General features: G+C 44.1%; 29 protein-coding genes. 28 read left to right on the forward strand and 1 reads right to left on the reverse strand.

The genetic code is table 11. The features are described 5' to 3' along the window. Positions 1 to 234: 234 nt before the first annotated feature. The 19 genes from upp to BS63_RS0104445 all read left to right on the forward strand — a co-directional run bounded on the left by upp (position 235) and on the right by BS63_RS0104445 (position 16926). Positions 235 to 864: a uracil phosphoribosyltransferase gene (gene upp / locus BS63_RS0104355; RefSeq protein WP_002963394.1), complete on the forward strand. Its 630-nt coding sequence runs from the start codon at positions 235 to 237 to the stop codon at positions 862 to 864. Between the two features lie 543 nt (positions 865 to 1407). Further along, positions 1408 to 1998, forward strand: coding sequence for an ATP-dependent Clp protease proteolytic subunit (locus BS63_RS0104360; RefSeq protein WP_002963348.1), 591 nt, complete (start codon positions 1408 to 1410; stop codon positions 1996 to 1998). Positions 1999 to 2068: 70 nt separating this feature from the next. Beyond that, the gene (locus BS63_RS0104365; RefSeq protein ID WP_002963347.1) at positions 2069 to 2512 is read left to right on the forward strand and encodes a YlbF/YmcA family competence regulator; all 444 of its coding nucleotides are present in this window, start codon (positions 2069 to 2071) and stop codon (positions 2510 to 2512) included. An 11-nt stretch (positions 2513 to 2523) separates the two neighbouring features. Then, on the forward strand, positions 2524 to 2796 hold the full coding sequence (locus tag BS63_RS0104370) for a DUF2129 domain-containing protein (RefSeq protein ID WP_002963346.1): 273 nt from the start codon (positions 2524 to 2526) through the stop codon (positions 2794 to 2796). A gap of 570 nt (positions 2797 to 3366) precedes the next feature. Further along, the gene (locus tag BS63_RS0104375) at positions 3367 to 4554 is read left to right on the forward strand and encodes an ABC transporter substrate-binding protein (protein ID WP_002962687.1); all 1188 of its coding nucleotides are present in this window, start codon (positions 3367 to 3369) and stop codon (positions 4552 to 4554) included. Positions 4555 to 4603: 49 nt separating this feature from the next. Beyond that, positions 4604 to 5485 (forward strand): branched-chain amino acid ABC transporter permease, encoded by an 882-nt coding sequence (locus BS63_RS0104380; RefSeq protein ID WP_002962685.1) that lies wholly within the window; start codon positions 4604 to 4606, stop codon positions 5483 to 5485. Positions 5486 to 5488: 3 nt separating this feature from the next. Next, complete coding sequence (locus BS63_RS0104385; protein WP_002962683.1) at positions 5489 to 6442, forward strand: branched-chain amino acid ABC transporter permease; 954 nt, start codon at positions 5489 to 5491, stop codon at positions 6440 to 6442. Next, a complete protein-coding gene (locus BS63_RS0104390; protein WP_002962681.1) occupies positions 6442 to 7206 on the forward strand; it encodes an ABC transporter ATP-binding protein in 765 nt (254 codons plus the stop codon). Before BS63_RS0104385 ends, BS63_RS0104390 begins: the two co-directional genes overlap by 1 nt. Further along, on the forward strand, positions 7206 to 7916 hold the full coding sequence (locus tag BS63_RS0104395) for an ABC transporter ATP-binding protein (protein WP_019775222.1): 711 nt from the start codon (positions 7206 to 7208) through the stop codon (positions 7914 to 7916). The genes BS63_RS0104390 and BS63_RS0104395 overlap by 1 nt, the downstream gene beginning before the upstream one ends. A gap of 809 nt (positions 7917 to 8725) precedes the next feature. Further along, positions 8726 to 9199 carry a hypothetical protein gene (locus tag BS63_RS0104400; RefSeq protein WP_002962678.1) on the forward strand — a complete coding sequence of 158 codons (474 nt, stop codon included), beginning with the start codon at positions 8726 to 8728 and terminating at the stop codon, positions 9197 to 9199. Between the two features lie 205 nt (positions 9200 to 9404). Continuing rightward, on the forward strand, positions 9405 to 10865 hold the full coding sequence (cpsA, locus tag BS63_RS0104405) for an LCP family glycopolymer transferase CpsA (RefSeq protein ID WP_019784807.1): 1461 nt from the start codon (positions 9405 to 9407) through the stop codon (positions 10863 to 10865). A 2-nt stretch (positions 10866 to 10867) separates the two neighbouring features. Beyond that, positions 10868 to 11599, forward strand: coding sequence for a capsular polysaccharide biosynthesis protein Cps4B (gene cps4B / locus BS63_RS0104410; RefSeq protein WP_002962674.1), 732 nt, complete (start codon positions 10868 to 10870; stop codon positions 11597 to 11599). Between the two features lie 9 nt (positions 11600 to 11608). Then, positions 11609 to 12298, forward strand: a complete 690-nt coding sequence (locus tag BS63_RS0104415) for a Wzz/FepE/Etk N-terminal domain-containing protein (protein ID WP_002962672.1) — start codon at positions 11609 to 11611, stop codon at positions 12296 to 12298. Positions 12299 to 12306: 8 nt separating this feature from the next. Next, positions 12307 to 13038 (forward strand): tyrosine-protein kinase, encoded by a 732-nt coding sequence (locus tag BS63_RS0104420; protein ID WP_002962669.1) that lies wholly within the window; start codon positions 12307 to 12309, stop codon positions 13036 to 13038. A 651-nt stretch (positions 13039 to 13689) separates the two neighbouring features. Then, on the forward strand, positions 13690 to 14664 hold the full coding sequence (locus BS63_RS0104425) for a PepSY domain-containing protein (RefSeq protein WP_019795344.1): 975 nt from the start codon (positions 13690 to 13692) through the stop codon (positions 14662 to 14664). Next, positions 14624 to 14881 (forward strand): hypothetical protein, encoded by a 258-nt coding sequence (locus tag BS63_RS0104430; RefSeq protein WP_002959965.1) that lies wholly within the window; start codon positions 14624 to 14626, stop codon positions 14879 to 14881. Before BS63_RS0104425 ends, BS63_RS0104430 begins: the two co-directional genes overlap by 41 nt. Before the next feature lie 159 nt (positions 14882 to 15040). After that, positions 15041 to 15553 carry a peptide-methionine (S)-S-oxide reductase MsrA gene (gene msrA / locus BS63_RS0104435; RefSeq protein ID WP_002959967.1) on the forward strand — a complete coding sequence of 171 codons (513 nt, stop codon included), beginning with the start codon at positions 15041 to 15043 and terminating at the stop codon, positions 15551 to 15553. Positions 15554 to 15563: 10 nt separating this feature from the next. Next, positions 15564 to 15779 (forward strand): YozE family protein, encoded by a 216-nt coding sequence (locus tag BS63_RS0104440; RefSeq protein WP_002959969.1) that lies wholly within the window; start codon positions 15564 to 15566, stop codon positions 15777 to 15779. Positions 15780 to 15942: 163 nt separating this feature from the next. Continuing rightward, positions 15943 to 16926, forward strand: a complete 984-nt coding sequence (locus BS63_RS0104445; protein WP_028798451.1) for a PhoH family protein — start codon at positions 15943 to 15945, stop codon at positions 16924 to 16926. A 146-nt stretch (positions 16927 to 17072) separates the two neighbouring features. On the opposite strand, the gene BS63_RS0104450 is transcribed toward BS63_RS0104445, so the two are convergent. Next, complete coding sequence (locus tag BS63_RS0104450; RefSeq protein ID WP_002959976.1) at positions 17073 to 17843, reverse strand: formate/nitrite transporter family protein; 771 nt, start codon at positions 17841 to 17843, stop codon at positions 17073 to 17075. A 158-nt stretch (positions 17844 to 18001) separates the two neighbouring features. Between BS63_RS0104450 and ybeY the strand changes: the two genes are divergently transcribed. The 9 genes from ybeY to secG all read left to right on the forward strand — a co-directional run bounded on the left by ybeY (position 18002) and on the right by secG (position 23999). Continuing rightward, positions 18002 to 18499 (forward strand): rRNA maturation RNase YbeY, encoded by a 498-nt coding sequence (ybeY, locus tag BS63_RS0104455; protein WP_002959977.1) that lies wholly within the window; start codon positions 18002 to 18004, stop codon positions 18497 to 18499. Further along, positions 18480 to 18884, forward strand: a complete 405-nt coding sequence (gene dagK / locus BS63_RS0104460; RefSeq protein ID WP_002959979.1) for a diacylglycerol kinase — start codon at positions 18480 to 18482, stop codon at positions 18882 to 18884. Before ybeY ends, dagK begins: the two co-directional genes overlap by 20 nt. A 110-nt stretch (positions 18885 to 18994) precedes the next feature. Next, entirely contained in the window at positions 18995 to 19894 is a 900-nt protein-coding gene (gene era / locus BS63_RS0104465; RefSeq protein WP_002959981.1) for a GTPase Era, read from the forward strand. 59 nt (positions 19895 to 19953) lie between these two features. Then, entirely contained in the window at positions 19954 to 20361 is a 408-nt protein-coding gene (locus tag BS63_RS0104470; protein ID WP_002959984.1) for an SRPBCC family protein, read from the forward strand. A gap of 57 nt (positions 20362 to 20418) precedes the next feature. Next, the gene (mutM, locus tag BS63_RS0104475) at positions 20419 to 21240 is read left to right on the forward strand and encodes a DNA-formamidopyrimidine glycosylase (protein ID WP_002959986.1); all 822 of its coding nucleotides are present in this window, start codon (positions 20419 to 20421) and stop codon (positions 21238 to 21240) included. Next, entirely contained in the window at positions 21237 to 21836 is a 600-nt protein-coding gene (gene coaE, locus BS63_RS0104480; protein ID WP_002959988.1) for a dephospho-CoA kinase, read from the forward strand. Before mutM ends, coaE begins: the two co-directional genes overlap by 4 nt. A 563-nt stretch (positions 21837 to 22399) precedes the next feature. Then, positions 22400 to 23572: a multidrug efflux MFS transporter gene (locus BS63_RS0104485; protein WP_002959990.1), complete on the forward strand. Its 1173-nt coding sequence runs from the start codon at positions 22400 to 22402 to the stop codon at positions 23570 to 23572. Next, a complete protein-coding gene (gene rpmG, locus BS63_RS1000000111750; RefSeq protein WP_002959992.1) occupies positions 23572 to 23718 on the forward strand; it encodes a 50S ribosomal protein L33 in 147 nt (48 codons plus the stop codon). Before BS63_RS0104485 ends, rpmG begins: the two co-directional genes overlap by 1 nt. 44 nt (positions 23719 to 23762) lie before the next feature. Continuing rightward, entirely contained in the window at positions 23763 to 23999 is a 237-nt protein-coding gene (secG, locus tag BS63_RS0104490; protein ID WP_002959995.1) for a preprotein translocase subunit SecG, read from the forward strand. Positions 24000 to 24132 lie beyond the last annotated feature (133 nt).

Here is a 24132-nt window from a genome sequence, read left to right on the forward strand (position 1 = left end):
TCTGAGTTAGTGAGGGAGCTAGGCAATCGCCATAGGGATTGCCGTTTGACCTCGCCTTTGAATGGCTGAGGTCTTTGCTCCATCCTGTTTTTGATTTCCATTGAGTATAAGCAGTAAGGATATTTGGGTCAGGCGATCTCTAATTCCTGAATTTTCCTGCTAAATATCGGATGTTTTGCTATAATAAAGAAAAATATCTAGAAAGGTGGCAAGCTTCAAGCAAGCTGACACATTATGGGAAAATTTCAAGTTATTTCACATCCACTGATTCAACACAAATTGTCAATTTTGCGCCGGGAGGACACTTCTACCAAGGTCTTTCGTGAATTGGTTAACGAGATTGCTATGCTGATGGGTTATGAAGTCTCACGTGACCTGCCTCTGGAAGATATTGAGATTCAAACGCCAATTACCAAGACCACGCAAAAACAATTGGCTGGTAAGAAATTGGCCATTGTCCCAATCCTGCGAGCTGGTATCGGTATGGTTGATGGCCTGGTCAGTCTGGTTCCAGCAGCCAAGGTCGGTCATATCGGTATGTACCGGGATGAAGAGACCCTGCAACCTGTTGAATATCTGGTTAAATTGCCAGAAGATATTGACCAAAGACAAATCTTCTTGGTCGACCCTATGTTGGCAACAGGTGGTTCAGCGATTTTAGGGGTTGATTCCTTGAAGAAGCGTGGTGCAGCCAATATTAAATTTGTCTGCTTGGTAGCGGCTCCTGAAGGGGTTAAGGCCCTGCAAGAAGCCCATCCTGACATCGATATCTACACCGCAGCTCTGGACGAAAAGCTCAATGAAAATGGCTATATTGTTCCAGGTCTGGGTGATGCTGGTGACCGACTCTTCGGCACCAAATAAATTAATAAAGCAAAAGCTGAGGCTGGGATGTCAAGTCCTGGCCTCGCTAGTTTTGTGGCATTAATCACTTGAATCGGCTGTGCTAGGTCGGTCAAGGAAATTGGCAGTTCTGGCGTAACAAGGCCAACTCACTCTCATTTTATACTAATCAAACTTCAAATTTTTCAGCTGACAGCTCTAGATTTGCAAAATCTTATTAAAAAGGAAAAAAGCTGTGGCTAGCGACCTAAGAATAGAGTGATACTTTCACCAAAGTGGTATTCTTAGCAACAACCACATTTGTTGCTAAGAACGGAATTTTCGAGACATTGGCTCGAAAATTAGCAATGAAACTCCGCAAGGAGGTTGCTTGCGTCCGCACTTTTTAAGAAAGTATCAAAAATGAAAGCTTTGATGCATATAAAGTATTTGCCTTATCTAAGTTTTTTATTTGACCTTTTTTGACCAAACAGCTATAATGGTGTCACGGTGATAAGGCGACCAATCTCTACTCAAGCAGGTCGGTTACCTGTCCAAATTTAAGTTAAGAAACGGAGAACCTTTATGATCCCAGTAGTTATTGAACAAACCAGCCGTGGGGAACGCTCCTACGATATTTATTCTCGCCTTTTAAAAGACCGCATTGTCATGTTGACAGGTCCAGTTGAGGACAATATGGCTAACTCCATCATTGCCCAACTGCTTTTCTTAGATGCCCAGGATAGTACTAAGGACATCTACCTCTATGTTAATAGCCCAGGTGGCTCTGTCTCAGCTGGTTTGGCTATTGTTGACACCATGAATTTCATCAAGTCAGATGTCCAAACCATTGTTATGGGGATGGCAGCTTCTATGGGGACCATCATCGCTTCCAGCGGTGCCAAAGGCAAACGCTTTATGCTCCCTCACGCTGAATACATGATTCACCAGCCAATGGGTGGTACTGGTGCCGGTACTCAACAATCTGATCTAACTATCGCTGCTGAACATCTCTTGCAAACTCGTGAAACACTTGAAAAAATCTTAGCTGACAATTCAGGTCAAAGTCTCAAGAAGATTCATGCCGATGCCGAACGTGATAACTGGATGACAGCCAAAGAAACCCTTGATTATGGCTTCATTGACGAAATCATGGAAAACAATGAATTGAAGTAAGCCCTCAATTAGAACTCACCTAAAAAGCCGGCCAGATTTAGTCGGTTTTTCAATATGCTATAATAGGAATATGTTAGAAATTAATGAGGACTTACTGGCCATTGATGATGCTATTGATAGCTTGGTTGAGGCGATTTTAGCCAGCCCACAGGCTCAAGCTTATCAGGTAAGTAAGGCAGACTTGGTAGCAGACTCAGAGCTCCAAATTCAGTTGGCCACTTTTCGAGAACTCCGGGCCAGCTATGAGGAACAAAAGGAATTTGCCAAGTACCGGCCAGAGATTGCCCAGCTTCGTCGTCGGGTCTTGCGCCTAAAGCGACAAATTGACCTGACCCAGACTATGCAGGATTTTCGGGCAGCAGAGGTTGCCCTCCAGCGCCTCCTGGCAGAAGTTACCCAGCAACTGGCTCAGACCATTTCGACTGATATTTTTGTTGATACGGGATTGCCCCTGGCGCCACATCATCAACAACACGGCCATGGTCGAGGTCAGAACATTCGTGAGAAAGGATAAGTTAAACAAGCATGTTTGAGAAAGAAAAACGAGTGGGGATTATCGTTTATCTCTATTATAATCGGGATGCCCGCAAGTTGAATCGCTATGGCGATATGATTTACCACTCACGGCGCTTCCGTTATGTTCAACTCTACCTGGATGCGCAGAAGCAGGAGGAAGTAGTCGATGCCCTGAAAAAGTTGAAATTTGTCAAAAGGGTTCGTCCTTCTCACTTGGACGATATCAATCAAGACTTCGTCGGTAGTCTGCTTCGAGAGGACCTACCAGCGGTGGAACAATAAGATAATCTAGCTAGTCCTTGAAAGGACCTAGCTTTTTTTAATTGACTTATACACTTTGAATCTCAAAACTTACAATTTCTAATTCTACTTCTAGTTCAGTCGTGTCTTTCTAGAAGGGGCTAGTTTTCTAGATGAGAAAAAGATGGGGTGATACTTTCGCCAAAGTGGTATGAAACTCCTTTGGATTCTAAGAAATCATCCACCGGATAATTTCTTCTTGCGTCCGCACTTTTAAACGACATTCCATTTTAAAAATCGATGCTATTTTTAAAATGGAATTAGTAAGGTAGCTAGGTAACTCGCTCTAGCGATTACCGTAGTTTATCAGCGATTTTTAATCATTGGTAAACTTACTACGTTAGAAAGTATCAAAATTGAAAACCCTGCTTTCAACAAAGTATAAATAGCAAAAGCGTTGTAAACCCTTACACGACAAGCTTTCCCAAGCTCAGGTAAATACCCTTGACAATTATCAGATAATTCTGTATTCTATTCAATAGCCTTAAAAAGCGGTAGAATTGGGAATAAATCCCGAACTGCTTTTAAATTTAGAATGAGGAGAATAATCTTATGCGCAAAAAGATTATCGCAACTGGTATGGCTCTACTGGCTGCTGTGACTTTGGCGGCTTGTGGTAAGTCGCCCGATGTTACCAGCAATGCCCAGGGAACCAAAATCGGAGATACCATTAAAATTGGGGTCGACATGGAGTTGACCGGTCCCGTATCTGCCTATGGTAGTGCAGAAAACAAGGGTATCAAGTTGGCTGTTGAGGAAATCAACAAGGCCGGCGGTGTTGATGGTAAGAAGTTGGAACTAGTAACCAAGGACAACAAGTCTGATAATGCCGAAAGTTCGACGGCTGCAACCAACTTGGCTGTCCAAAACCAGGTCAATGCCATCATTGGCCCAGCGACCTCTGGTGCGGTTTCAGCGGCTTCACTCAATGCCCAAAAGACAGGGGTACCCCTCTTGTCACCTTCAGGTACGCAGGATGACTTAACCGTTGATTCTACAAGTGGTAAGGAAAAGGCCAAACGCTTTGTCTTCCGGACGACCTTTAGGGATAGTTTCCAAGGTCAGGTTCTGGCTCAATATGCCCAGGAAAACATGCAGGCTAAGAAGGTTGTTCTCTTCTACGATAACTCTAGTGACTATGCTAAAGGGATTGCGGATCAGTTCAAGAAGAGCTACAAGGGTCAAATCGTTTCTACCCAAACCTTTGTGGCCAACGATACGGACTTCCAATCAGCCCTGACAGCTATTAAAGATAAGGATTATGACTTAATCGTTATGCCGGGTTACTATACTGAAACTGGTCTCATTACCAAACAGGCCCGTGATATCGGTATTGATAAACCAATCCTGGGTCCTGATGGTTTCAGTGATAAGACCTTCATTGACCTAGCTGGTGAGAAGGATGCAAGCAATGTCTACTATGTCTCTGGTTATTCAACCAAGGCAGACCTGTCTGCAAAAGCTCGCGACTTCATCAAGACTTATCAAAAGAAATATGGTGGTCAACCCAACCAATTCTCAGCTCTGTCTTATGACTCTGTTTATATGATTGCTGCGGCAGCTAAGGGAGCTCATAATTCTATCGAATTGGCCGATAATTTGGCTAAGCTCAAGAATTTCGTGGGTGTAACGGGTACTATGACCATTGACAACCTCCACAATCCAATTAAATCAGCGGTAATGGTTAAGTTGGATAACGGTGTCGAAACTTCTGCTGATACTGTTACGATTAAGAAGTAGCAGCGGTCTTTTAGACCTTGACATGAACACATAGAAAGTTTGGTATTTTATGTTAGCACAACTTCCCCAACAACTGGTGAATGGTATTATTCTAGGAAGTATCTATGCCCTTCTGGCCCTAGGTTATACCATGGTTTATGGGATTATTAAATTGATTAACTTTGCCCATGGGGACATCTTTATGATGGGAGCCTTTCTTGGTTACTATGCAATCAATGGCCTACATATGAACTTTTGGCTGTCTCTAATCTTCTCCATGGTTGTGACAGCCCTTCTGGGTATGCTGATTGAGTTTCTGGCCTATCGGCCTCTGCGAAATTCGACTCGGATTTCGGCCTTGATTACGGCCATCGGGGTTTCCTTCCTCTTGGAATACACCATGGTCTTCTTCTTTGGCTCCAATAAGCGGTCCTTCCCACAGGCTGTCAAGATGCATAGTTATGACTTGGGTCCAGTTACCATTACCAATATTCAACTCTTGATTTTGGTCGTGGCGATTGTCCTTATGGTCGGCTTGCAACTGATTGTTAAGCAAACCAAGATGGGTAAAGCTATGCGGGCCGTATCCGTTGATAGCGATGCCGCTCAGCTGATGGGGATCAATGTCGACTCTACCATCAGCTTCACCTTCGCTTTGGGTTCTGCCCTGGCTGGTGCAGCCGGTGTCCTCATTGCTCTTTACTACAACTCCATTGACCCTCTCATGGGTATGACGCCAGGTATCAAGGCCTTCGTCGCTGCCGTTCTCGGCGGTATCGGTCTGATTCCAGGTGCCGCTATTGGTGGTTTTGTTATCGGTATCTTGGAAACCCTGTCTAATGCGATTGGCCTGTCAACCTACCGTGATGCTATCGTTTACGCCGTCTTGATTGTTATCCTTCTGGTTCGTCCAGCTGGTATTCTTGGTAAGAACGTGAAAGAGAAGGTGTAGGACATGAAAAAGAATTTAAAATTAAATCTAACATGGCTTGCTATTGTCGCAGTCATCTACGCCATTCTCCAAATTTTAGCAAGCACAGGTCTTTTGAACCTTTACTATATTCAGATTTTGATGGGGATTGGAATTTCCATCCTCATGGGACTGGGAACCAATCTGGTTCTCGGTTTCTCCGGTCAGTTTACCTTGGGGCAAGCTGGTTTCATGGCTATCGGGGCCTATGCCTCAGCCATCGTTACCCAATACTACCCAACCTATGATGGTTTTTACTGGTCTATGCTTCTGGGAGCTATCATCGCAGCCCTAGTCGCTATCGTCTTTGGTGTGCCAACCCTGCGACTCAAAGGGGATTACCTAGCTATCGCAACCCTTGGTATGGCCGAAATTATTCGGATCATCATCATCAATGGTGGTACGCTTACCAACGGAGCTGCTGGTTTGACGGGGATTCTGCCCTACACTACTTGGCAAGTTATCTTCCTCTTCGTCGTTGTCATCACTATCTTGGTGCTCAACTTCCTGCGTTCATCAACCGGTCGGCAAATTATCGCTGTTCGGGAGGATGAAATTGCAGCCGAATCTATGGGGGTTAACTTGACCCGGCAAAAGGTTTTGGTCTTTGTCATGGGTGCTGTTATCTCAGCTATTGCTGGTTCCCTCTACGTCAGCTATATCGGTACGGTCGTACCAAAAGATTTCACCATCATGAAATCTATTGACTACTTGATTATTGCCGTAATGGGGGGACTGGGTTCGATTACCGGTACCATCATTGCTGGTGTTGTCTTGGGTATCCTCAATATGTTCCTGCAAAATTTCTCAGAATTGCGGATGATTATCTATTCATTAGCCCTGATTCTGGTTATGATTTTCCGTCCAGGTGGACTTTTGGGAACCAAGGAATTTACCCTAGCAAAATTCTTCAATAAGAATAAGGAGGGCAAGGACTAATGGCACTTCTTGAAGTTAAAAATTTAACCAAAAACTTCGGTGGTCTGACTGCCGTTGGTGATGTCTCCATGGAACTCAACAAGGGTGAATTGGTTGGTTTGATTGGTCCTAACGGGGCTGGTAAGACGACCCTCTTCAACCTCTTAACAGGTGTTTATGTTCCAACCGAAGGGACTATCACGCTGGATGGCACCCTCCTCAATGGCAAGGCTCCCCACAAGATTGCCTCTTTGGGGCTTTCTCGGACCTTTCAAAATATCCGTCTCTTTAAGGAAATGACAGTTTTGGACAATGTTTTGATTGGTTTTGCCAATCGTCACAGTGCCCATCTCTTAGCTTCTTTCCTGCGTTTACCCAAGTATTATCAAAGTGAAAAGGAACTCAAGGCTAAGGCCATGGACCTCCTGAAAATCTTTGACTTGGACCAAGATGCTGAAACCTTGGCCAAGAACCTGCCTTACGGTCAACAACGCCGTTTGGAAATTGTCCGGGCCCTGGCAACCGAGCCTAAAATTCTCTTCCTAGACGAGCCAGCTGCTGGAATGAACCCCCAAGAAACAGCTGAATTGACCGCCCTAATTCGTAAAATCAAGGAAGAATTCCAAATTACAGTCATCCTGATTGAACACGATATGAGTTTGGTCATGGATGTTACCGAGCGGATCTACGTGCTGGAATATGGCCGTCTCATCGCTCACGGGACTCCAGATGAAATCAAATCTAACAAACGGGTTGTCGAAGCCTATTTGGGAGGTGAAGTTTAATGTCTATGTTGAAAATTGAAAACCTCTCAATCAGCTATGGAGCGATTGAAGCCGTCAAGGATGTGAGCTTTGAGGTTAACGAAGGTGAAGTGGTTACCCTGATTGGGGCCAACGGAGCCGGTAAAACCTCTATCCTGCGGACGATTTCAGGTCTGGTCCGTCCAAGCAATGGGACTATCAGCTACTTGGATAATCAGATTCAAAAAACAGCTGCCCGAAAAATTGTGGCCGATGGCCTGGCTCAAGTGCCAGAAGGCCGTCATGTCTTCCCAGGTCTAACTGTTCTGGAAAATCTGGAAATGGGTGCCTTCCTCAATAATAGTAAGGACGAGATTCAGGCCAGCTTAAAGCGGGTTTTCGATCGCTTTCCTCGTTTGGAAGAACGCAAGAACCAGGATGCAGCCACCTTGTCCGGTGGTGAACAACAGATGCTGGCCATGGGGCGGGCTCTGATGAGTAAACCTAAATTGCTCCTTCTGGATGAGCCTTCCATGGGGCTAGCCCCAATCTTTATCCAAGAAATCTTTGACATCATTCAAGATATTCAAAAACAAGGGACAACCGTCCTCCTGATTGAGCAGAACGCTAACAAGGCCCTGTCCATCGCAGACCGAGGCTATGTTTTAGAAACAGGCAAGATTGTCCTGTCAGGTACAGGTCAAGAATTGCTAGCTTCCGATGAAGTCCGCAAGGCTTACCTAGGTGGTTGATCCTCATTGAGAATTGCCAAAGCTCCCCGCCTCTCTTAACAGGGCGTATCCAAGTATGGATTCCAATAACTAGCAAGTAAATAGAATAGAAACTGGTTGGAGTGTCTACTCCAGCCAGTTTCTCTTTTCTCTTGGAGCTGTTTGTGGGAGTAAAACAGGGATTACTACAGCAACCTCTTCATAAGCACCAGAGGCTTTCCGCACTTAATTTCCTACTAGCTTGAATAATTCTGGAAATAAGCTATAATAAATTTTGTATATGCTTTGAAATAGGGCCTGAAGGCCAGAATGAGCTATCCTGATGAATTTAATACTCTTCGAAAATCAAAAAGGGGACAAGGAACAAGCGAGCTCAAATAAGGACTGAGGACTTGTTACAAGAACTGTTATAACAGTTCTTTATGTCCCTCACTAAATCCCTAAAACCTGCAGTATTGACAGCTTTTATGGATAGTTGCCTCCTCGACTTGCTTTGCCGTACTTAATGAAGAAAGCAATGCTTTCCTCATTCTCCACCTCAAAAGCTCTCCCAGAACGTTTGAGGTGCCTGCAGTTTCCTGTAAGGCCTCATAAAGTTGGGCAATTATACCAACTTTGTGAGGTTAGTGAGGAAGTTAGACAATCACTAGAGAAAGTAAAGTTAGATTGTTTGCCTCTTTGGTGGCTGAAGTCTTTGCTCCGTCTTGTTTTTGATTTTCATAGAGTATTTTAAGTCGTTTAAGAGGGAGAGAAGAGCTGGGGTATGCTTACGAGATTTTATTGCCAGTCACTTTGGCAGTCTTCCAAAATTTTTAAAGAGAGGGAGTCTTATGAAGTTTAAAAAGAGTGAAAGTTTTTATTTATTGATGAGTGTTGTCCTGCTTGCTCTTATTTTGGGGCTATTTGTCTATGCCAAGCATGTCAACTCTAGCATTAAAAATGGAGATGTGGAAGTAGCGCCCACCCATATCAGTACGAGTTCATCATCTTCATCATCGCAAAATAATAAAAAAATAGAGTCTGATTTAGATAGCCTGGAAAATAATCCAAGTGCGGATAAGGTTGATACCATCCAAGATGAGATTGATCAAGTTTCTAACAAGAGCCAGAAAGAAGCCTATCAAGAGCGTCTTAATATTGTTTCAGCTAAATTAGCTCTGACAGATGCTCAGGCTAATCCAACTACAGATAACCTTCAAGCAGCCCAAACAGCTATCGATAAGATTGCAACAACCTCTAAGAAGGCCGATTTGCAAAGTCAGTTAGATAACTTGACTCAATCAGGGCAAGGCGGTCAGGAATAAAACCTCAACAGTCTCAGCCGAAAATATTTTTTGGTAAAATATTTTTCCAGTAAAGTCTGCAAGCAACTAACAGTAGAGCCGTTTCAGAGCTTTATTAAATATTTAAATTATGACAAACATGTTAAAAACGAATTAAAGTTCCTTGGACTTGTCGTAAAAATTAGGTATAATAAAGCATGAAATTAATAATACTGGAGAATAAATAATGGCAAGACACAATCGTTCAAAGTCAAAAAGTTTTAGTACACATTATTTTGTCAATATTCTACTATTTATATTATACACAGCGGTCTCAGCTATGACCCTATTTCTTATGTATAAATATAATTTTTTGGCATCTCGTTATCTAAATGTTATCTTTACAATTCTCTTAGTCGCTGTATTTACCTTGACTGCCTTTCTTATCATTAAGAAACGCTCGAAAATCTGGACGAGCATCCTGCTGGTTGTCTTCACTATTGTTTCTGCCCTTACCTTCCTGGGATTAAATCGGCTGGTTAATTTTGTTGGTACCCTCAATGATTCAACCAAATATTCTCAAGTTGAGATGAGCATCGTTGTTCCCAAGGACTCTTCTATCAAAGACCTCAGTGACGTTGATGAAGTAGAAGCTCCAACTCAAAGTGATGGGACCAACATTGATGAATTTGTCAAAGAGATTAAGGCCGACAAGTCTAAGACTATAACAGTTAACCACGTAGATTCCTACGCTCAGGCCTATAATGACTTGATGTCTGGTTCAACCAAGGCCATTATTCTCAATAGTGCTTATGCCAGCCTGATTGAAAATCAGGATAAGGATTTCAAGAGTAAGGTTAAAACCATCTACAGCCATAAGATTCAAACAGCTAACAAGGTTGAGTCTAATAAAAAAGTTGATACCAATGCTTTTAATATCTACATTTCTGGTATTGATACCTATGGTCCTATCAACTCCGTTTCTCGTTCAGATGTTAATATCATTGCGTCCATCAACCTCAAGACCCACAAGGTTCTCTTGACTACCACCCCTCGAGATGCCTATGTCACTATCCCAGACGGCGGTAACAATCAGAAAGATAAGTTGACCCATGCTGGTATCTACGGTGTTCAAACTTCCATGAAGACCTTGGAAAATCTTTATAATATTAACATCGACTATTATGCCCGCCTCAACTTCACGTCCTTCCTTAAACTGGTTGACCTGTTAGGTGGTATTGATGTTTATAATGACCAGGCTTTCACAGCCCACACCAATAAGGACTACACTTTTGAAGTGGGTAATGTTCACCTGGATTCGCAAGGTGCTCTTGCCTTCGTTCGTGAGCGTTACGGTTTAGAAAATGGTGATAATGACCGTGGTAAGAACCAGGAAAAAGTTATCACAGCCATCATCAATAAGTTGGCTTCAACTAAATCAATTTCGAAGATTTCTTCTATTGCCAATAATCTCCAAGATTCTATCCAAACTAATATGCCAATCAGTGATTTGATGACCATCGCTAATACCCAATTGGAATCTGGTTCCTCTTTCAAGGTTAGTTCGCAGGCCGTTACAGGTACAGGGTCAACAGGAGAATTGCAATCCTATGCAATGCCAGGTGCTTCCCTCTATATGATGCAATTAGATGACTCTAGTGTGAGTGATGCAGCAGATCAGATTAAAGATGTGTTAGGAGGTAAGTAAGGGTGATTGATATTCATTCGCACATTGTTTTTGATGTGGATGATGGGCCAAAGACGCTCAAGGAAAGCCTCAATCTAATCTCAGAAAGCTATCGTCAGGGAGTCCGGACAATCGTCTCGACTTCTCATCGGCGTAAGGACATGTTTGAGACCCCAGAAGAGACCATTCGTGCTAACTTTTTACAGGTAAAAAAAGCAGCAGAGGAAAAATTTCCAGACTTAACGATTCTCTATGGTGGGGAGCTCTATTACACAGAAGATCTCCGGCAGAAGTTGGAAAAGGGCTTGGTTCCTACCATGGATGGCAGTCGTTATGCCCTGATGGAATTTAGTATGGCAACTCCCTGGCGGGATATCCACCAAGCCTTAACCAAGGTTCTGATGCTGGGAGTCACACCGATTATTGCCCATATCGAGCGTTATAATGCCCTAGAAAATAAACCTGATCGTGTTCAGGAAATTATCAACATGGGTTGCTATACTCAGGTGAACAGCAACCATGTTCTCAAGCCCAAACTTTTTGGAGATAAGGAAAAAACCTTCAAAGTGCGGGGACGATACTTTTTAGAGCAGGATTTGGTTTACTGTATTGCTAGCGATATGCATAATCTTGATAAACGCCCTCCTTTTATGGAGGAAGCCTACCAGGTCATCACTAAAACCTATGGTGAGACAAAGGCTCAAGCCCTGTTCAAGGACAATCTTCAAGATTTACTCGATAAGAAAACTAATTAAGGAGAACATATGAATACAGCAGATAATGCATCATTTGAGATTGATGTATTCGCCTTACTCAAAAAATTATGGAACCGCAAATTCTTGATACTCTTCGTGGCTCTGCTCTTTGGCTTCGTAGCCTTGTTTGTCAGTGTCTTTATTATTCCAAAGACCTACACTTCTTCTACTCGGGTTTACGTGGTTAATAATAGCACCAACAATTCCATTAATTATCAAGATATCCAAGCAGGGACCGATTTGGTTAATGACTATAAGGAAATTATCCAGTCTCAAGATGTCCTTGATGATGTTGTCAGCAAAGAAAAATTAGACATTAGTTCCGCTGAACTTTCTAAGAAGATTAGTGTTCAAGTACCAACGGATACACGGCTGATTACGATTTCCGTGAAGGACAAAAGCGCTCAAGAAGCCAGTCGTCTCGCTAATGCTGTGCGTGAAGTTGCTATCCAAAAAATCAAGGATGTGACCAAGGTTGAAGATGTTACAACGGCAGAAACTGCTAAGGTTCCATCATCACCTACTTCGCCAAGTATTAAGAAAAATCTTGTCCTTGGTGTTGTTGCAGGTGGTTTTATCGCTGTGGTGACCTTGATTATTTTTGAAGCTCTTGATGATCGCATCAAGACTAGTGAGGATATCGAGAAGGTACTTGGTCGTACCTTGCTTGGGGTTGTTCCCGATACCAACAGCCTATAGGAGGAAGTATGGGATACTTAGAATTAGCTAGTAACAAAGAGAAAACAATTGATAAAGCTGAGGAATACTACAATTCCATTCGGGCAAATATCCAGTTTAGTGGAAGTGATATCAAGGTTATTGCCTTAACCTCAGTTCATCCCAAAGAAGGTAAGTCAACGACTACAATGAGTTTGGCCGTATCCTTTGCCCGTGCAGGTTACCGGACACTTCTGGTCGATGCTGATATGCGTAATTCTGTCATGATGGGAAGTTTTAAACCAGATGGTCCTGTTAAGGGCTTGACTGATTTTTTGTCTGGCCATGCTGATTTGCAAACAACTATCAGCCGGACCAGTGTTGCCAACTTGACTATGATTCCTTCTGGACAGGTTCCCCCCAATCCAACAGCCCTCTTCCAAAGTGATAACTTCAAACGGATGATTGAAGCCGTTCGTGAGCACTATGACTATGTTTTGATTGATACACCCCCTATTGGTAAGGTTGTTGATGCTGCTATCATTGCTCAAGACTGCGATGCCTCTATCTTGATTACTGAGGCAGGTGTCATTCGTCGTCGTTTTGTGAAGAAGGCCATCGAACAAATGGAAAAGAGCGGGGCTCAATTCTTAGGTATCATTCTTAATAAGGTTGACGAGAAATCAGAAAACTACGGGAACTATGGAAGTTACGGAAGTTATGGAGACTATGGGAAGCGGTCCTCAACTAATCACACCAACCATACTCGCCGCTCCAAATAATCCTAAAAAAGCTGCAAGGCTTTTTTTATAGCTCTAAATGAACTTAACCAAAATTTAGCGATACTGCTGCAGATTGGGTAAAAGAGCGAAAACTGTGTTCCAAAATATCCCCTAACGATTGTGAAACAGAAATCAGGGAGATTGCTGCAGTTTTGCATAGCCAAAACTACGTTTCTAAAATTCCTTACCCATGTCTGAAGAAAACAGATAGCCTTATCACTAAACTACTTGATTGCCAAGTAGTTTTTTTATTAGCTTCTCAATGACCTATCTTTCAGATAAGAATTATATGAACTATTAATCTTGGATAAGTTTCAAGTTTGAAATTCTCTGTAAAAGAATTGTTATCTTTAAAAAACCTCACTTGGATACAAGGAATAGGGGCGCACCTAGCTTTCTGACATAAAATCGCAACAGTCCCTAATTTTAAGCGCTGAGCGAATTTTACAGCTTTTTTGGAAGCTTGACAGAGACTGGACAGAGAAATTTTGTCTCGTTAGAATGGGAGCGAGGTCGGCCGAGGCTGCCTCTATGAATGATTTTTTGCTGTATCCGGAAGGTAGAGAATCATTCAAAAAAAGCTAGATAGCTCTTTGTAACCGATTTGGGTTACTAGTGCTAGTAGCATCAGATAAATAAGGAGAATTACCAATGACAAAATTAATCAAAACCAAAAAACTACCTTATGCTGTTTTGACAACGCTAGGCCTAGCTGTAGCAGGGCTGGGTGGTGTATCTGCTGTTTCAGCCAACTCACATTCTAGTTCTGATTGTATCAGCCAAGAGCAAGCTAAAACCGTTGCCCTTAAAGACTGCGGTGTTCAAGAGAGCCAAGCCCATTTTACCAAAGTCGAAAAGACTAGCTACCAAAACAAGACAGTTTATGTCGTTGATTTCCAAGAAGGTCAAAAGGAATATGACTATACCATTGACGCTCATAAGGGAACCGTAACGCAAAAGGATAATAAGTCTCAAGCTTCACAAACAAGTGCAACAACGACACCAACTGGTTCAGCACCAAGCAGCTCAGCTCCAACAACTGGTACTGGTGCTAGCTCACAAGCCGGTAGCTCAAGCTCTCAATCTAGCCAAGCTGGATCAAGCTCATCTTCTCAATCATCAAGTAACCAAAATCAAGCAACAGTTACTAATGAAGAAGCTAAGCAAATTGCTTTGAATAATGCTGGTTTGGCGGAAAACCAAGTCAGTGAATTGAAGGTCGATAAAGACCAACAAGATGATTCACCAATCTACAAGATTAACTTTAAGTGTGGCGAAACTGGCTACTCTTATCATATTAGTGCCGTAAATGGTAGCATCTTAGAAATTGATAATGACACTAATAGTTCATCTAACTCAGGTTCAAATTCTTCTAGCGACCAAAACAAGCAACAAGCGACATTCACTAATGAAGAAGCCAAGCAAATCGTTTTAAACAATGCTGGTTTGGCAGAAAACCAAGTCAGTGAATTGAAGGTTGATAAGGATCAACAAGATGATTCACCAATCTACAAGATTAACTTCAAGTATGGCGAATGTGGTTATTCTTACGTTGTTAGTGCCGTAAATGGTAGCATTTTAGAAATTGATAACGATACCGACAATTCATCAAATCAATCTAACTAAACAAATCAATCTAACCAAACAAGTCAATCATCTCAAACTAGCCAATCCACTGAAACCACTCAATCAAGTCAAGCCTCTCAAGGAAGCTCTACTTCATCAAGTAGCAGCTCTTCTAACCAAGGCGACGACCAACACGGTGATGATGACAGTGACCACGATGGCGACCATGGTCAAAAACATCACGATGGTGATGATGACGACGATGATGAAGATTTGAACGACGAATACGAATAAATTGAAAATTTGAGAGACTGGAACGATGATTGGCTGGCTTTACCTAGCAATCCTTGCCCTGCTCCCAAAATGAGTCAAGCTGGTTTTCCGGCTTGGCTTTTTTCTTGTGATATAATAGAAAAAATGCAAGGAGGTAGCTGCTATGAAGAGAGCAATTTTTGCAGGTGGCTGTTTTTGGTGTCTGGTCCAACCCTTTGAGACCTATCCTGGTGTCTGTTCGGTTCTGTCGGGCTATACGGGTGGTCATGTGGCCAATCCCAGCTATGAAGAGGTTTGCTCCGGCAAGACGGGTCATACCGAGGCCGTAGAGATTATCTATGATGAAAGCAAGGTCAGCTATCAGGAACTTCTGGAGATTTACTGGGCTCAGACTGACCCGACCGATGCCTTTGGCCAATTTCAGGACCGAGGCGATAATTACCGTCCAATCATCTTCTATGAGAATGCCAAGCAAAAAGAATTAGCAGAAGCTTCCAAGGCCAAGCTCCAGGCTTCCGGTCGCTTTGATGACCCGATTGTCACCCAGATTGAGCCGGCACAGCCTTTTTATCCAGCTGAAGATTACCACCAGCAGTTCTATAAGAAGGACCCGCTACGCTATACTATCTCTAGTGGTTTGCGGCATAAATTTATTGAAGAACATTGGAAAGATTGAGGCCCGTCTTATGAGAAAATCCTTTTACACCTGGTTGATGACCCAACGCAATCCCAAGTCGCAGGAGCCAGCAGCCCTGCTAGCCGACTTGGCCTTCAACGACAGTACCTTTCCCAAGCACACCGATGATTTTGAGGAAGTCAGTCGCTATTTGGAAGACCAAGCCAGCTTTAGCTTCAACCTCGGCCAATTCGACAAAATTTGGGAAGATTATCTGGCTCATTGAGGCTGGACAATCATTTAGCTGTTGGTATTTTCTCTTCAGACAGAGGCCTTGTGGCTAGGAAAACCGGCTGCGTGTCTGTCTTCTCCCTCTTTTTTCCAGCATGATTTTTCTGTCCAAATAGGTTATAATGGGACTACATTAAGCAAGGAAAGAGGTAGTCTATTTGCAGGACTATTCTGTTGATATTCAATTAAAACATCCTGATGACCTCATGGCCCTTTTTAGCAGCAATGAGCGGCATCTCAAATTGATTGAGGAAAATACGGGCGTGGTCATCCATGCCAGAACCGAAGTGGTGCAGATTTTAAGCGATGATGAGGCTAGTTTGAAGATAGCCCGCCTAACGATTGAAGCCCTCTTGGTTTTGGTTGGGCGGGGCATGTTGGTCAATACCTCTGATGTGGTCACGGCCTTGACCATGGCTCAAAATGGAACCATTGATAAGTTTGTCGCCCTTTATGAAGAAGAGATTATCAAGGATAATTACGGCAAGCCCATTCGGGTCAAGACTCTGGGCCAGAAGGTCTATGTTGATAGTGTCAGGAACCACGATGTCGTTTTTGGCATCGGGCCTGCGGGAACTGGGAAGACCTTCTTGGCGGTTACTTTAGCAGTTACCGCCCTCAAGCGAGGTCAGGTCAAGCGAATTATCCTGACGAGGCCAGCGGTAGAAGCCGGAGAAAGCCTGGGCTTCCTGCCTGGCGACCTCAAGGAAAAGGTAGACCCCTATCTGCGGCCGGTCTATGATGCCCTATATCAGATTTTGGGTAAGGACCAGACTACCAGGCTTATGGAGCGGGAAATTATTGAAATCGCTCCTCTGGCTTACATGCGGGGACGGACCCTAGACGACGCCTTTGTCATTCTTGATGAGGCCCAGAACACGACTATTATGCAGATGAAGATGTTTCTTACCCGCCTGGGCTTTAATTCCAAAATGATTGTCAATGGGGACACCAGTCAGATTGACCTGCCCAGAAATAGTCATTCAGGCCTTCTAGATGCCATTGATAAGCTGAAGACTATTCGCCAGATTGACTTTGTCTACCTGTCCGCCAAAGATGTGGTTCGCCACCCAGTCGTAGCTGAAATTATCCGGGCCTATGAAGATGAGGGCAAGGCCTCAACTATTAGGGAAAAAGACTGACCCAGGCGACAGCGGGAGTAGGGCCAAACTGACAGTCCCTAACTTTAAATCTTAGAAAAATAAAAATGGAGCTCTTGTGGGGCTCCATTTTTAAGTGTTCAGTTAATCCTTTTGCATGCTAGGCTGGGCAGGCTCCGGTAGCCTTACTAGTCCTCTTTTTTATTGAGGAAGGCATAGGCTGCTCCGATGAGGATGCCGCCACCAATCCAATTGCCAATGAAGGAAATGCCCCAATGTCGCAGGACATTGGCCAGATTGTAACCATCCAGATGAACCGAATTGAAGCCCATCAGGAGGAAGGAAGAAAAGTTGGCCACCAAGTGTTCTGCATTCATGAAGACGAACATGAAGATGGCCGAGATGACCAAAATGGTCTTGGCTGTCTGGTCCTTGACCAGGAGGTAGGAAAGAATGGCGATGTTGACAAAGATATTTGCGATGATCGAATCAAAGAAAATTTGGCTGGAGGTTTTGGCCAGCTTGGTTTGGACAACGCCGACAAGGAAGCTCTTAGAATTCACCAGCGTGTAAGCGAAACTCTGATTAAAGAGGGCCGCAATCAGGGCTGCTCCAACCAGATTGAAGAGGGTGCAGACGACCAAAATTTTCAGGACCTTCTTGGCAGAAATGTAGCGGTAGTAGGCCCCAGCGGTCAGGTACATCATGTTTGAAGTGACTAGCTCGGAGTTTAAAAAGAGAATATAGACCAGGCCGAAGCTAAAGATGAAAGGAAAGACGAAGCGACCGAGGCTGGGATGAATCTGATTGATAACATCAGTGGCAATGCCACCGACCCCTGTGGAGAGGGTCAGAAAGGCACCGGCAAAGATGGACTTGACCGCATAGCGGACAAAGTGTTGGTCAATCAGCTCTTCCTTGGCCTGACAGGCCGTCTGAATTTTTTGCGAAAAGGTCATAAAGATCTCCTTGTGAATTTGTGATAAGTTTATTTTAGCATAGGGAGGTTGGTTTTGAAAAGGTTTTCAGAAATTAGGCTGGTAAAGTCTGCCAGCCAGCTGACTATTCTTGGAGGCTTTTATGCTATAATAAGAATGATTATTAGATTGGATGACCTATGTATATTGAAATGCTGGACGAGACTCAGGAAGTCTCACAAGAAATGATGGATAAGATTAGGGACATGCTCAATTTTGCGGCTAAGAAATTGGGCAAAGAAAACAAGGAGATGGCTATCACCTTTGTTGACAATGAGAAAATTCATCAAATCAACCTAGAATATAGGGACATGGACCGGCCGACCGATGTGGTTAGTCTGGAGTACAAGCCTGAGACTGATATTGTATTTTCCCAGGAGGACTTGGAGGCTGATCCTGATTTGGCAGCCATGATAGCGGATTACGATGCCTATATCGGCGAGCTCTTCATTTCGGTTGACAAGGCTCATGAACAGGCCGAAAGCTATGGCCATAGTTTCCAACGGGAAATGGGGTTCTTGGCCGTACATGGCTTTTTGCACATCAATGGTTACGACCATTACACCCCTGAAGAAGAAAAAGAGATGTTCACCCTACAGGAAGAGATTTTGACAGCCTATGGACTTACGCGAGACTAATTCACCCAAGAAATGGAAAAACCGGACCCTGACCTCTAGTCTGGAGTTCGCCCTGACAGGGATTTTCACCGCCTTCAAGGAAGAGCGAAACATGCGAAAGCACGCTGTATCAGCGGTACTAGCGATCTTGGCTGGTCTGATTTTTCATATTTCAGCTGTTGAGTGGCTCTTTCTCTTGTTAGCGGTTTTCTTGGTCATCACCTTTGAAATCATTAATTCGGCCATCGAAAATGTGGTCGATCTGGCCAGTAATTATCACTTTTCCATATTGGCTAAAAATGCCAAGGATATGGCAGCCGGTGCGGTTCTGATGATTTCCGGCTATGCGGTGGTGACAGGGGTTATCATCTTTTTGCCAAAGATCTGGCAACTGATTTTCCACTAGCAGAAAGAGACAAGATAGAAAGGAAAGAAGCAAGTCTGGCTTGACTTGGGACTGCTGACATTTAGTCGGTGACCTTGGTCAAAGTTGACTTACCTTCTTAAAAAAATAATATGACATTCAAATCAGGTTTTGTGGCAATTCTAGGTCGTCCCAATGTTGGGAAATCGACCTTTTTAAATCAGGTCCTGGGCCAAAAAATTGCCATCATGAGCGACAAGGCTCAAACCACCCGTAATAAAATCATGGGAATTTACACGACCAATAGCGAGCAGATTGTCTTTATTGATACGCCTGGAATTCACAAGCCCAAGACAGCTCTGGGGGATTTCATGGTAGAGTCTGCCTATTCCACTCTGCGGGAGGTCGAAACGGTGCTCTTTATGGTGCCAGCTGACGAGGAACGTGGCAAGGGCGACAATATGATTATGGAGCGACTCAAGGCCGCCAAGCTTCCCGTTATTCTGGTCATCAATAAGATTGACAAGGTCCACCCCGACCAGCTGTTGGAGAAAATCGAGGATTTCCGCTCGCAGATGGATTTCAAGGAGATCGTGCCTATTTCGGCCTTGCAGGGCAATAATATTCCCACCCTCCTCAATCTCCTCAAGAAGAATCTGGAAGAGGGCTACCAATATTTCCCTGAGGATCAAATTACCGACCATCCCGAACGCTTCCTGGTGTCGGAAATGATTCGTGAGAAAGTTCTCCTATTGACCAAGCAAGAGGTGCCCCATTCAGTAGCCGTCGTCATTGACTCCATGAAGCGAAATGAGGAGACCGACAAGATTCACATCCGAGCTACCATCATGGTCGAACGTGATAGCCAAAAAGGCATCATCATCGGGAAAAAAGGCAGCATGCTCAAGAAAATTGGCCAGCTAGCCCGCCGTGATATTGAAATCATGCTGGGGGACAAGGTCTTCCTCGAAACCTGGGTCAAGGTCAAGAAAAACTGGCGGGACAAAAAACTAGACCTAGCCGACTTTGGCTATAATAAGAAAGAGTATTAAAAAGGAGCTGGGGCAACTCAGCTTTTCTTGTCAATCACTAATATAACGGAGGTCAGAACATGACATTATCGCATATCAGCCACACCTTGCCATACTCAATTGAACGAATTTGGGATACAGTAACCGACCTTGAGCGTTTTGCTTGGCGAAGCGATATTAAAGAAATAAAGATATTAGACGAGCACAATTTTATTGAAGTGACCAAGAGCGGGTTAGAAACTCATTTTCATACGACCAGGTTGGTAGCCTACAATATTTTGGAATTCGACCTCAATAATGAGAGCATTGAAGGTCACTGGATTGGCAGTTTTAGACAGCAAGGACACGAAACTCTGGTGGATTTTACAGAAAATGTAGTCGCTAAAAAATGGTTTTTAAAACCGCTGCTTGCTCCCTATTTAAAGAGACAGCAAAAGCAGTATCTAAAAGACCTTCAGCATGAGCTGGAAAGAAACTCATCAATTTGATTAGGAGGCTTTCTTTTGGTCAAAAAACGGTTGAAAATTAAGACAAGAAAGGAAGCTATGCCAGAATTACCAGAAGTTGAGACAGTTCGACGTGGATTAGAAGAGCAAATTGTCGGTAAAACCATCAAGGCAGTCAAGGTGACCTACCCCAAACTGGTTCGGACAGGGCTAGAAGATTTCCAATTGCTGCTGCCAGGTCAGAGTGTTCAGGCCATGAGGCGACGGGGCAAGTATCTGATTTTTGAGCTGACGGGTGGGCTAGTCATTTCCCATCTGCGGATGGAGGGAAAATATTTTCTCTTTTCCGACCAAGTTCCGACCAACAAACATTTCCATGCCTTCTTTAGCTTCACCGATGGTACGACCCTGGTTTATCAGGATGTCCGCAAGTTTGGCACCATGGAATACCTGCCCAAGTCCCAAGAAGCAGCTTATTTTCTCAGTAAGAAATTAGGCCCCGAGCCTACCAAGGAAACCTTTAAATTAGCTCCTTTTGAGAGAGCTTTGAGAAAATCCCATAAGCCGATTAAGTCCTATTTGCTGGACCAATCCTTGGTGGCTGGTCTGGGGAATATCTATGCGGATGAAGTGCTTTGGGCTGCCAAGGTTCATCCTGAAAGACGCTCAGATAGCTTGCGACCAGCCGAAATCAAGCGGTTGCATGACCAGACCATCAGGATTTTGCAAGAGGGTATCAAGCGTGGTGGTTCGACCATTCGCACCTATAAGAATACCCTAGGTGAGGATGGTACCATGCAGGACTTTCTGGAGGTCTATGGGCGTGAGGGAGAGCTTTGCTCCCGCTGTGGGTCAACTATTGAAAAAATCAAAGTAGGAGGGCGGGGTAGTCACTATTGTCCCAAGTGTCAGAAGAAATGAGTAAGATTATTGGATTAACCGGGGGCATCGCCTCAGGCAAATCAACGGTGACGGCCTACCTCAGGCAAAAGGGCTACCAAGTGGTTGATGCTGACCAACTGGTGCATAGCCTGCAAGCCAAGGGAGACCTGCTCTACCAAGCTTTGATTTTAGCCTTTGGAACAGGGATCTTGGGGCCTGATCAGGAGCTGGATCGGCCTAAATTTGCCCAATTGATTTTCAATGACCCGGCTGCCAGAAAGAAATCAGCCGACCTGCAGGACCGTATAATTCGCCAGGAACTCATCAAGGAGCGGGATCGTTTGGCTCAAGAAGAGGACATTTTCTTTATGGACCTGCCCCTGCTCTTTGAGCTGGACTATGAAGACTGGTTCGATGAAATCTGGTTGGTCGTCTTGGACGAGGACCAACAGTTGCAACGGTTGATGGCAAGAAATAGCTACTCCTTAGAAGAAGCTCAAAAGCGAGTTGCCTCGCAAATGCCCCTGTCGAAAAAAATCCGCTTAGCCGACCAGCTGATTGATAACAATGGCAGCCTAGAAGATACCTATAGGCAACTGGACCAACAGTTACAGCGGTTGGCAGCTGAACCTTAATCAATGATGCCCAATCAGGCGTCTTAAGTCCTATAAGAGAGCACTAGTTAGACTACCACTAATTAGTGCTTTTTGTTTAGCCGAGTTCAAGGACGATTTTCTAGAGGTAAGAAAATATCTTTAATTAGTGATTTCAGCCCAAGGTGATTTTATACTCTTTGAAGTTCAAAGCTTTCAACTGACAGCTCTAGCATGGTCATGTCTTGCTAAAACCTTAGAAATTCATAGCCGACGAGGTAAGGGCAGAGTGATACTTTTGATTGTATTCGGTTTTAAAAGCCGTCCAGAACAACTCTAGTTTTGGATTGCTTTGGAGTGCTATTTTGGAAGTAAACTTAATGATTATTAGTTAGTTTGTGATGGCACCTCCACATGCCACTTCTACCAAGTCAGCTAACACCACTAACTAGTGATTCCCTTCCGCCCAAATTCATAAAAAAATCAAGCGACTGATAAATTTTCCCCTCCTAACTTGTGCTATAATAGGGAGCAGATGAATTCCAGAAAGAAGATGATGACCTATTCAAAGTGCGAGTATTGCCACGGTCAATTGGCGACAAAATATGCAGGTGGCCTGGTTGGGGAATTTCCTGACGGGGGCTAGTTTTTCGTTAGTCATGCCCTTTATGTCCATCTTTGTCGAGCAGTTAGGGGCGAGGCCAGGTCAGGTGGAGCTCTATGCGGGCCTGTCGGTTTCTATTTCTGCTCTAGCCTCGGCCCTGGTCTCTCCCATCTGGGGGGGCCTAGCTGACCGCTATGGCCGCAAGCCCATGATGATTCGGGCCAGTCTGGTCATGGCCTTCACGATGGGAGGCTTAGCCTTTGTGCCCAATGTTTTTTGGCTCTTGACCCTCCGCTTGCTCAATGGGATGTTTTCAGGCTATGTACCCAATTCCACAGCCCTGATTGCCAGTCAGGCTCCCAAAAATAAGCTGGGCTTTGCCCTAGGGACCCTGGCAACAGGAGTAACAGCGGGGACCCTGATTGGTCCCCTCTTGGGTGGCTACTTTGCCGACCTGCTGGGCATTCGCAATATTTTCTTGGGTGTCGGTTTTCTCCTTTTGGCCCTCAATCTGATGACCATTTTCTTAATCAAGGAAGACTTCGTTCCTGTTAAGAAGGAGCATGAGTTGCCAACCAGGGAGCTGCTCAAGCAGGTCAAGAACCGTCAGGTTATGCTGGGGCTCTTTGTGACCAGTATGATTATTCAGGTCTCAGCTCAATCCATCGCCCCAATCTTGACCCTCTATATTCGTCATCTAGGTCAGACGACCAACCTCATGTTTGTTTCAGGCTTGATTGTCTCTAGTATGGGTTTTTCCAGCATGCTGTCTAGCTCATTCCTTGGTAAGATTGGTGACAGGATTGGCAATCACCGTCTCCTCTTAATTGCCCTTTTCTATAGCTTTTGTATGTACTTTTCCTTTGCCCATGCCAAGACGCCGCTGGAATTAGGCCTGCTTCGCTTTATGTATGGCTTTGGAACTGGTGCCCTCATGCCTAGTGTCAATTCCCTCCTGACTAAGATTACGCCCAAGGAAGGGATTTCTCGCATCTTTAGCTATAATCAGACCTTCACCTATATGGGTCAGGTCATCGGTCCCTTCATCGGCTCTAGTGTCGCGGCCCTCTTGGGCTATCACTGGGTCTTCTATGCTACCTCCCTCATCGTTTTTGTCAATTTCTCTTGGAGTTTTATCAATTTTAGACATTATTTGAAAGTTAAGGAAATCTAGTGCGGATTAAAATAAATTTGAAATGCAGCTCTTGCGGGAGTATCAATTATTTGACCTCAAAAAATAAGGCCAACCATCCTGAAAAAATTCAGGTGCCCAAGTACTGTCCCAAGGAGCGAAAAGTAACCCTCCATCTTGAATCTTAGGGGCATTTATGATAAACTACTTAGGACAATAGTGGAGGAAAAATATGTATAACATTCTACTGACTGCTCTCTTGGTCATGTCTGTGATTTTGATTATTGCGATTTTTATGCAGCCACAGAAGAACCCAAGCAGTAATGTATTTGATAGCAGCGGTTCGGAAGCCCTCTTCGAGCGAACAAAAGCCCGTGGATTTGAGGCCTTCATGGAACGCTTTACCGGTGTCCTAACCTTCCTTTGGTTGCTGGATGCCCTAGTGCTTGCGATTTTATCAAGTAAGTAATGACAAAGGTGAGCCGACGACTTGGTTGGCTCCTTTTTTATAGAAATTTCCCCACGAAAACATCATAAATGATAATCAAAAGTCGGCTGGAGCAAGGGCTTCAGCCAGTAAGGGAACAGAGGCCTAAGAGAGA

Source organism: Streptococcus sobrinus DSM 20742 = ATCC 33478, assembly GCF_000686605.1.
GTDB classification, from domain to species: Bacteria; Bacillota; Bacilli; order Lactobacillales; family Streptococcaceae; genus Streptococcus; species Streptococcus sobrinus.